This is a genomic window from Nonomuraea sp. NPDC050394, from assembly GCF_044459065.1.
GTDB lineage: Bacteria > Actinomycetota > Actinomycetes > Streptosporangiales > Streptosporangiaceae > Nonomuraea.
In genome coordinates this window covers 249,020-258,267 of the sequence record NZ_JBITIO010000016.1, presented here as the reverse complement: position 1 = coordinate 258,267, position 9,248 = coordinate 249,020, and the positions used below count along the sequence as shown (strand labels likewise).

At 70.6% G+C, this 9,248-nt stretch carries 9 protein-coding genes and 1 pseudogene; 6 read left to right on the top strand and 4 right to left on the bottom strand.

Features of this window, described 5'->3' with window-relative positions; genetic code table 11:
* Together ACIBKY_RS44625 and ACIBKY_RS44620 are read left to right on the top strand one after the other, a co-directional pair.
* Positions 1-375: pseudogene (locus ACIBKY_RS44625) on the top strand (5-methyltetrahydropteroyltriglutamate--homocysteine S-methyltransferase); the annotation flags it as partial.
* 59 nt (positions 376-434) lie between these two features.
* The gene (locus ACIBKY_RS44620; protein ID WP_397106945.1) at positions 435-707 is read left to right on the top strand and encodes a hypothetical protein; all 273 of its coding nucleotides are present in this window, start codon (positions 435-437) and stop codon (positions 705-707) included.
* 402 nt (positions 708-1,109) lie between these two features.
* On the opposite strand, the gene alaS is transcribed toward ACIBKY_RS44620, so the two are convergent.
* Positions 1,110-3,716, bottom strand: a complete 2,607-nt coding sequence (gene alaS / locus ACIBKY_RS44615; protein WP_397106943.1) for an alanine--tRNA ligase — start codon at positions 3,714-3,716, stop codon at positions 1,110-1,112.
* 49 nt (positions 3,717-3,765) lie between these two features.
* Between alaS and tsaD the strand changes: the two genes are divergently transcribed.
* Positions 3,766-4,776 carry a tRNA (adenosine(37)-N6)-threonylcarbamoyltransferase complex transferase subunit TsaD gene (gene tsaD, locus ACIBKY_RS44610; protein WP_397106941.1) on the top strand — a complete coding sequence of 337 codons (1,011 nt, stop codon included), beginning with the start codon at positions 3,766-3,768 and terminating at the stop codon, positions 4,774-4,776.
* A complete protein-coding gene (gene def / locus ACIBKY_RS44605; RefSeq protein ID WP_397106939.1) occupies positions 4,773-5,306 on the top strand; it encodes a peptide deformylase in 534 nt (177 codons plus the stop codon). Before tsaD ends, def begins: the two co-directional genes overlap by 4 nt.
* Here the strand turns inward: def and ACIBKY_RS44600 are convergent.
* Positions 5,282-5,710, bottom strand: coding sequence for a Fur family transcriptional regulator (locus ACIBKY_RS44600; protein ID WP_397106937.1), 429 nt, complete (start codon positions 5,708-5,710; stop codon positions 5,282-5,284). The genes def and ACIBKY_RS44600 overlap by 25 nt on opposite strands.
* A 68-nt stretch (positions 5,711-5,778) precedes the next feature.
* Here ACIBKY_RS44600 and ACIBKY_RS44595 point away from each other — a divergent pair, with 68 nt between their 5' ends.
* Positions 5,779-6,300: a hypothetical protein gene (locus tag ACIBKY_RS44595; protein WP_397106935.1), complete on the top strand. Its 522-nt coding sequence runs from the start codon at positions 5,779-5,781 to the stop codon at positions 6,298-6,300.
* An 82-nt stretch (positions 6,301-6,382) separates the two neighbouring features.
* On the opposite strand, the gene ACIBKY_RS44590 is transcribed toward ACIBKY_RS44595, so the two are convergent.
* Positions 6,383-6,931, bottom strand: a complete 549-nt coding sequence (locus ACIBKY_RS44590; protein ID WP_397106933.1) for a CGNR zinc finger domain-containing protein — start codon at positions 6,929-6,931, stop codon at positions 6,383-6,385.
* 308 nt (positions 6,932-7,239) lie between these two features.
* The gene (locus tag ACIBKY_RS44585) at positions 7,240-8,790 is read right to left on the bottom strand and encodes an ABC transporter ATP-binding protein (protein ID WP_397106931.1); all 1,551 of its coding nucleotides are present in this window, start codon (positions 8,788-8,790) and stop codon (positions 7,240-7,242) included.
* Between the two features lie 38 nt (positions 8,791-8,828).
* Between ACIBKY_RS44585 and ACIBKY_RS44580 the strand changes: the two genes are divergently transcribed.
* On the top strand, positions 8,829-9,182 hold the full coding sequence (locus ACIBKY_RS44580; RefSeq protein ID WP_397106955.1) for a hypothetical protein: 354 nt from the start codon (positions 8,829-8,831) through the stop codon (positions 9,180-9,182).
* Positions 9,183-9,248: the final 66 nt, after the last annotated feature.

The following is a 9,248-nucleotide window of genomic DNA, read 5'->3' as shown; positions in this document are numbered from 1 at the left end:
CGCGACGACACCCAGATCCACACCCACATGTGCTACGCCGAGTTCGGCGAGATCCTGGGCGCCATCGACGACCTCGACGCCGACGTCATCAGCCTGGAAGCCGCCCGCTCCCACATGCAGGTGGCCCACGAACTGTCCCAGGGCGGCTACCCGCGCGAGGTCGGACCCGGCGTCTACGACATCCACTCACCGCGGGTACCCGGCGTGGAGGAGGTCGCGACCCTGCTGCGCGCCGGCCTGACGGCCATCCCGGTCGAGCGGATGTGGGGCAACCCCGACTGCGGACTGAAGACCCGCGGCTGGGAAGAAGTCCGCGCCTCCCTCACCAACCTGACCACCGCCGCCCGTCAGATCCGCGAGAACCAGACAAGCTAAACCATTACGGGGTCCGGCAGCCGGTCGGGCCCCTTGCTTCTCACGAATGGGCGGCCAGTATGGGCAAAGCTCCGAAACCCTACCCCTTCCGGCTGGGCGACCTCGACATGGTGGCGATGAGCCTGGAGGAATACGAGCGTCTGCTGGGAACTCGCCGTCAGATCGGTGCGCAGGCCACCCGGATCAGAACGTTGAAACTGCAGCTCGACCTGACCAGCGATCGTCTGGCCAAAGTCGAGGCGCTCCTTCGCGCACACGAGGAGTCGGACGGCTCATGCGATGGTGACTGCTGCGCCCGCGCCATCGCACAAGCCATCACGGATCGGACCTGACCGACGCTTCTCGCAGTTCCCCTCATACCGATCTCCCGGCGGCCGTACTTCCAGAAGCGAGCCGCCTCAGACATCCTCGCGCAGCCCACGCACGACCGCTGCCGCAGGGGATCGTCAAGGGCGATGATCAGCACCCGCTGGTCACGAATCACGATCACGCCGGCGCGGACCCCAGGGCGGGCCAACGGCCGGCGGGTCGCCCCACACCGCCGAATCCCGTAGGCGAAGCCCATTGCCCTTCCGGTAACACCGTTTCGGCGGTCCCCACGGAAACGCATGGTTGAGTGGAGCGACCCGGCCACAGAACGTGATGCCGGACCAGTGGGGTGACCTTCTCAACGCATGACGTGGTTGAGAAGGTCCACTCCGTAATCGGCTGGAGATGGGGGTCCAACCTACCGGTCAGCGCGAGACGAGCGTGGCGATCGCGGTGAAAGCCGCCCCGGGGTCCGCGGGCGCCCTGCCCTGGGCCAGAAGGGGTCCGCCGCCACCCTTGCCGTCGAGCACCGCCTTGACCAGAGTCCCGGCCGACAGTCCCGCACCGCGCGCCGCCTCATTGAGCGCCACGACGAAGCCGCCGGGCGAGGTCACCGCCACGACGACGGCACGTCCGTCCAGCCGGTCGCGGACCAGTTCGGCCAGGACGCGCGGGTCGAGGTCGGTGTGCGCGGTGGCCAGCCAGGCAGGGCCGAGATCGCGCGCGGAACCGGCCACCGAAACGGCTTCGGTGGTGAGGAGGCGTTCGCGGAGGTCCTGGGCCTGGCGTTCGGCCTGCTTCATCCGTTCGACCAGGCCGCCGATCCGGTCGGGCAGTTCGGCGCGGGGCGCGCCAAGTTGCTCGGCGAGCCGGGTGACGAGATCGCGTTCGCGGGCCAGGTAGCGGAAGGACTCCAGGCCGGTGACCGCCTCGACGCGGCGCTGCCCGGCACCGACCGACGATTCCGCAGTGAGCGCGATCGAGCCGATCTGCGCCGCGTGGTCCACGTGGGTGCCGCCGCACAGCTCGCGCGACCAGGCGCCGCCGATCTCCACGACGCGCACGGTCTCGTCGTAGGTCTCGCCGAACAGCGCCAGCGCTCCTTCGGCGCGGGCCTCGGGCAGTGACATGTGGCGCACCTCGACCGGCAGATCGCGGCGGATGGCGAGGTTGGCAGCCTCCTCGACCTCGCTGCGGGTGGCCGCCGACAGTCCGCCCGGCCAGGAGAAGTCCAGGCGCAGGTAGCCGGGCCGGTTGTAGGAGCCGGACTGCAGGGCGGCCGGGCCGAGGACCTCGCGTAGCGCCGCGTGCACGACGTGCGTACCGGAGCGTGCTTGCCTGGCGCCAGTCCGCCACTCGGGATCAACTGCGGCGTGGACGGCGGCGCCCACGCCGACCGTGCCGCCGGTGACCTGGACCTGGTGCACGACCAGGCCCTTGACCGGCCGCTGCACGTCGATGACCTCTCCGGCGAAGCCCGCGCCGGTCAGGGTGCCCGCGTCGCTGTCCTGGCCGCCGGACTCGGCGTAGAAGGGCGTGCGGTCGAGCACGATCCCGGCGATGTCCCCCTCGGCGGCCGATGCCACAGCCGCGCCGTCACGGAGGACGGCCACGACTACGGAATCCGTTTCGAGTCCCTGGTAGGCCAGCCAGTCGGTGGGGCCGGAGCGGTCGAGCACCTCGCGGTAGACGGCGGTGTCGGCGTGGCCGCGCTTCTTGGCCCGGGCGTCGTCCTTGGCGCGCCGCCGCTGCTCCTCCATGAGCGTGCGAAAGCCATCGACGTCGACCGCCAGGCCGCGCTCGGCGGCGATCTCGACGGTCAGGTCGATCGGGAAGCCGTAGGTGTCGTGCAGGCGGAAGGCGGTGGAGCCGGGCAGCCGCCCGCTCGCGCCGGACAGTTCGCGGTCCAGCACGGCGTTGCCCTGCTTGAGCGTGGCGTCGAAGGCGTTCTCCTCGCCGTGGGCGTAGGCGGAGATGCGCGGGAAGCCGGTGGCCACCTCCGGGTAGGAAGGTGCCATGCAGTCGCGGGCCACCGGCAGCAGCGCGGGCAGCACGGGCCCGTCGTGGCCGAGCAGCCGGACCGCTCGCACCGCGCGACGCAGGATGCGGCGCAGCACGTAGCCGCGTCCCTCGTTGGCGGGGGTGACGCCGTCGGAGATCATCATGAGCGCGGTGCGCACGTGGTCGGCGACCACCCGCAGCCGCACGTCGTCGTCCTTGTTCTTCCCGTACGCCGTGCCGGTCAGCCGGGCGGCGGCGTCGAGGATCGGCCGGATCTCGTCGATCTCGTAGATGTTGGCGACGCCCTGCAGCAGCGCGGCCATGCGCTCCAGGCCCATCCCGGTGTCGATGTTGCGCGCGGGCAGTTCGCCGAGGATCGGGTAGTCCTCCTTGCCGGTGCCCTCGCCGCGCTCGTACTGCATGAAGACGAGGTTCCAGAACTCCAGGTAACGGTCCTCGTCCACCTCGGGCCCGCCTTCGGGGCCGTAGGCGGGACCGCGGTCGTAGTACAGCTCGGAGCAGGGCCCGCAGGGACCGGGCACGCCCATGGACCAGAAGTTGTCCGCCTTGCCCCGGCGCACGATCCGCTCCTCGGGCAGCCCGATGACATCGCGCCAGATCGTGTACGCCTCGTCGTCCTCGTGGTAGACCGTCGCCCAGACCTTGGCCGGGTCCAGGCCGTAGCCGCCGTCGGCGATCGGCGTGGTGGACAGCGTCCAGGCCAGCCGGATCGCCTCCTCCTTGAAGTAGTCGCCGAAGGAGAAGTTGCCGTTCATCTGGAAGAACGTGCCGTGCCTGGTGGTCTTGCCGACCTCGTCGATGTCGAGGGTGCGCACGCATTTCTGCACGCTGGCCGCCCGGAGGTAGGGCGCGGTGACCTGGCCGAGCAGGTAGGGCTTGAACGGCACCATCCCGGCGTTGACGAACAGCAGGTTCGGGTCCTCGGCGGGCAGCGGCGCGCTTGCGGCGACGGTGTGCCCCGCCCGCTCGAAGTGTTCAAGGAAGCGCCGTTTGACCTCAGCCGTTCTCATGGTTCGCATATTATTCGTACTTGCAAATCATTTGCGATAAGGAGTCGGTGTGGCCGTTGTCCTGGGGATCGAGACCTCGTGCGACGAGACCGGCGTCGGGATTGTCGCCGACGGGCGCATCCTGGGCGCCGCGCTGGCCTCCTCCATGGACGAGCACGCCCGCTTCGGCGGCGTCGTCCCGGAGATCGCCGCCAGAGCGCACCTGGAATCCCTGGTCCCCTGCCTGCGCACGGCCATGGAGCAGGCGGCGATCAAGCCCGGCGAGATCGACGCCATCGCCGTCACCTCGGGCCCCGGGCTGGCCAGTGCGTTGCAGATCGGGCTGGCCGCCGCCAAGTCGCTGGCGCTGGCCTGGGACAAGCCGCTCTACGGCGTGCACCACCTGGCCGGGCACGTCGCCGCCGACACCCTGGAACATGGGCCGCTGCCGGAACGTTCGGTCGCGCTGATCGTCTCCGGCGGCCACACCTCGCTGCTGCTCCTGAACGACCTCGCCCGGGACCCGATCGTGCACCTGGGCGACACCCGCGACGACGCCGCCGGCGAGGCCTTCGACAAGGTCGCCCGCCTGCTGGGTCTCGGCTACCCCGGCGGCCCCTCGGTCAGCCGCGCTGCCGCCGAGGGCGACCCGGGCGCCGTCGCCTTCCCGCGCGCCATGCTCGGCCAGGGCTACCAGTTCTCCTTCTCCGGGCTGAAGACCGCCGTGGCCCGCCACGTCGAGCGCGGCGAGCGGAACGTGCCGGACATCGCCGCCTCCTTCCAGGAGGCCGTGGTCGACGTCCTGACCCGTAAGGCCGTCGCCGCCTGTCTGGAGCACGACGTGCGCACCCTGCTGATCGTCGGCGGCGTCGCCGCGAACGCCCGCCTGCGCGAGGTGGCCGCCGCGCGCTGCGCCGCCGCCGGCATCGCCCTGCGCGTCCCGCCGCCCGCGCTGTGCACCGACAACGGCCTGATGATCGCCGCGGTCGGCGACCTGCTGGCTGAGGCCGGGCATCCACCGGCGCCCCTCGACCTGTCCACCGACTCTTCGGCCCTGCTGACCAAGGCGGTTTGTGTATGACCGGCATCGCTCGTCCCATCACCATCGTCGGAACCCCGGTGCTGCACACCCCGTGCCGCCCGGTCGAGCACTTCGACGACGACTTGGCCCGCCTGGTCGAGGACATGTTCGCCAGCATGTACGCGGCCAAAGGCGTGGGGCTGGCCGCCAACCAGATCGGTGTGGACCTGCGCGTGTTCGTCTACGACTGCCCGGACGCGGATGACGTCTTCCGTAAAGGCGTGATCGTCAATCCGCGGCTGGAGCTTCCGCCGGTCAAGGACCGCAATCTGGACACCGATGATGAGGGCTGCCTGTCGGTGCCCGGCCCGCGTGCCGTGGTGGGCCGCCCCGACCTGGCCACCTGCCACGGCTTCGACGCGGCCGGCGAGCCGGTGACCGTACACGGGACCGGGGTTCTGGCCCGCTGCCTGCAGCACGAGACCGACCACCTGAACGGCATGCTCTACATCGACCGCCTGCCGGCCGCGGCGCGCAAGGCCGTCATGGCGGAGTTCCGGGAGCATCAAGAGGCGCCCGCGCACCCCTGACAGTGGCCGTGCAGCACCTGCCCGGCGGGGCTGAGCCGGAAACCGCAGCGGGTGGTCAGGCCGAGGGCTTCGGCCGGAATCTCGGTGAGGGTGCCACACTGATCACACACCAGGTGGTGGTGGGGTGCCGCGGCCAGACCGAACAGGGTCTCACCCGCGTAGTCGATGCTGTGCAGGACGCCCACGTCCCTCATCGCCGCCACGTTCCGGTAGACCGTCGAGGCGTTGATCGTCGGATGGACGGCGATCGCGAGTCTGGTCAGCTCCGTCACGTTGAGATGGGTTCCCACCTGTTCCAAGATCGCCAGGATGGTCATCCGGGGGATCGTCCGGCGAAGTCCCCGGCTGTGCAGGTCGTCGGCCAGATCCGCGGACGGGTGGGCACCGCTCGGCTGCGCGCGCACCTTGGATAAGCCACCTCCCTCGTTGCATCGAATGTGCTATTGCGAAATATATGCAACAGGAGGTCATGATGGACGATCGACTTCACGCGCCTTCGGGACTTCTGGGGGACCTGAACCTCCTGGCCCGCCGCACGAGCCCGCAGCGGCGTGCCGCCCAGCAGGAGGAACTGCGCTCGGGCCGGATCACCCAGAGGCGTGCAGCGCGCGGGCGGCTGCGCGAAGCCTTGCGCGAGCGGGGATATCCGGAGGTCGGGCAGGGGCTCATCGCGTTGTACGGCCAGGGCCGGATCGGCATGGAGGCACTCGCGCGCCAGCTCGGCGTGGGCAGGGGCACGCTACGCGACGCGCTGGTCGAGCAGGGTGTCGCGCTGCGCGCGTCCGGTGCCACCACCGACACCGGACGACGCTCCCGCATCACGGCGAACATCGCGAAGGCCGCCGCCGCGGTCGGCGCCGCGGATCTGCGCCGCTGGCTTCGGGAACGGCGGGCGGAGGGCTGGAGTCTGCGGCGCCTGGCCGAGCGGCTCGATCGGAGCGTGCCCTGGGTCCAGGCCAGGCTGGCCGAGGACAGCACTCAGCCGGCGCCATAGGCAGCAACCGTCTCTTGCCGGTGATCGTTGCCGCAGCGCCTCGGGTAGGGGCCGCCACCTGGCGTGGGCGGAATCGTGGTGGTCAGGTGCGGCGGCGGGCACGGTAGGCGGCGACATGCATGCGGTTGCCGCAGGTGCGGCTGTCGCAGTAGACGCGGGAGCGGTTGCGAGACTCATCCACGAAGACCTTGTCGCAATCGGAGACCGAGCACGTGCGCAGACGTCCCCATTCGCCTTCGACCAGCAGGCGAGCCACGGCCACTCCGCAGTCGGCGGCCAGGCGCCCGGCCAGGACCGAGCCTGCCGCATGGTAGTGGATGTGCAGCGGATGGCCGTCATGGTCGGTCAGCCTGGGGGTGATGCGGGTCTGCGCCAGCAGGGCGTTGAGGATACGGACCGCGCTCGCCTGATCGAGGGCGGTGAAGACACGGTGAAAGGCATCTCGGACCATCCTGACCTGGTCCAGGTCATCGGGCGTCAGGGTGCTGACCGCGCTGAACTCGCGCGAGTCCACGAACGCCCGAAGTTCGGCGAGGCCGGGCAGATCCTCCTGGCCGGCGGTGCCGGGAGCGGTGTTGACCAGTTCGACGACAGTGGCCAGCGAATGCGCCACGTCATGGCCGAGCGGCATGTCGACTCCCGTCTGCTGCCGCGCGGCGGCTCAGCGGCTGTGCCAATGGTGAGCTGCGGTGCGGGGGCCGTCGAGGTCTGGATCGCCGGGGGGCGAACAGATCGAGGCTGAACTCCGCACCGGATGCAGCGTAGACGTTCACGCCTGGTCTGGGTCACGCTCGGATGTCACATCTTGGGCATGGCCCGGCAACTCCGCGCAGACAGAACGAAACAGCCCGCCCTTGGTTGATCACCAGGAGCGGGCTGGCCGCACTATGTGGTTCGAGGCACCACATAAAGCAAGAAGACCTGAGCCGCGCCGGGCCGTTAGACGGATCCGGCCAGCTGGGCGGAGATGAGGCGGGCGTAGGCGCCGTGGCGCGCCAGCAGTTCCTCGTGTGTGCCGATCTCGGCGAGGCGGCCGGATTCGAGCACCACGACGCGGTCGGCGGTCAGGATGGTCGACAGGCGGTGCGCGATGACCAGCGTGGTGCGGTCGCGGCGCACGGAGGCCATGGCGGCGGCCACCTCCTGTTCGCTTTCGGTGTCGAGGTTGGAGACGGCTTCGTCCATGACGAGGATCGGGGCGTCCTTGAGGATGGCGCGGGCGATGGCGATGCGTTGACGTTGCCCGCCGGACAGGCGGGTGCCGAGTTCGCCGGGCAGGGTGTCGTAGCCGTCGGGCAGGCCGGAGATGAACTCATGGGCTTGGGCGGCGCGGGCGGCGGCGACGACCTCGTCATGCGTGGCGTCCGGGCGGCCGAGGCGGATGTTGTCGGTCAGCGGGATGTTGAACAGGTAGACGTCCTGCGGCACGAGGGTGATCTGGCGGCGCAGGTCTTCCTGGGGGTAGTCGCGGATGTCGTGGCCGCCGAGGGCGATCGATCCGGCGTTCACGTCCCACAGGCGCATGAGCAGGCTGGCGCAGGTGGACTTGCCCGCTCCCGAATGGCCGACGAGGGCGACGGTCTCGCCCGGGGAGATGGTGAAGGTGAGGCCGGTGACGGCGTCGGGCAGGGCTGCGCCGTACCGAAAGCTGACGTCGGTGAAGGCGACGTCCGGCGTGAGGGGGCCGGGCGGCGGCTGGGTGACGCGGTCGGTCACCGGAGCGGGGGTGTTCAGGAGGGTCATGATGCGGGCGCCCGCGGCGGTGACGAGACCGAGATCGCGGGCGACGTCGGTGACGGCGACGACGGGCGCGAAGGTGGCGCCCGACAGCACGACGGCGACCGGGAAGAGGATGGCCTCCAGGCTGCCGGAAGTGACGAGGAAGGCGGCCGTAAGCAGGACTGCCAGCAGGCCCAACGTGGCCAGGGCGTTGGTGGCCGCGTGCTCGAGACCGGAGCGGCGGCCGTGGGCGAGTTTGGCCTCCAGCAGACGCTCGTCCTGTTCGGCGAGGCGGTCGAGCTGACGTTCACCGGCGCCGGAGGTGATGAGCTCGCGCAGGCCCTGGAGGGTGTCGACGGCTTCGGCGTTGAGTTCGCCGATGCGGGCGCGCAGGGCGGTGCCCTGGGCTTCGGCGCCGCGGCGCAGCCATCTCGGGACAGCGGCCAGGCCGATCAGGGCGGGCGCGAGAGCGAGGGCCAGGGCGGGGTGGAAGACGCCGAGCGCGGTGAGGGCTTTGATTCCGGCCGAGGCCCGCAGCGCGAAGCCTTCTCGTACGGCCAGCACCAGGCACCGCCCGACCTGCAGGGCGACGATCCCGGCCACCGGCCAGATGATCGCGGCCACGCCGTCGCCGGCGAAGATTCTGGCCAGGCTGTGCGCGATGAGCACGCCCTGGCCGACGTAGGTCGCGGTGATGGCCAGCAGCAGGGCGACCAGGCCGGCCAGTCGTGAGCGGATTTCCGGTGACAGGGCCAGCAGCCGGGTGATCACTTCTCCTCCTTGAGTCGTTCGAAGACGAGCTGGGTGCGGTGGACGGCTCGCACGCCGTACACCTGGCGATGTGCCCGGGGGTGAGCACCTGCTCCGGCGTGCCGCCCGCGACGATGCGCCCGGCCTCCATCGTTCTGCGCGCCGGGTGCCCGGCGGCGACGCGTTGCAGGGCGTCGGCGCAGATCAGCTCGTCGGCGGCGGTGTCGCGGTCCAGGGGGCGCTTGTGCGGGGGCCGGCCCATGGCGACGATCTCGGCGACGGTGAAGTCCAGCTCGGCCGGCCTGTCCTGGGCGACGACGGCGGTACGCCTGGCGGCCTCGCGGTGCGAGAGCCGTACCACGTCGTCGCCCTCGACGGTGATCAGCCCGGCCGACGGGCGCAGTGCGCGGTAGACGGCGCGGAGCAGTGCGGAAGGCGTCACGGTGGGAGCGATCGGCGCGGAAGGGCAAGTAGGGGTG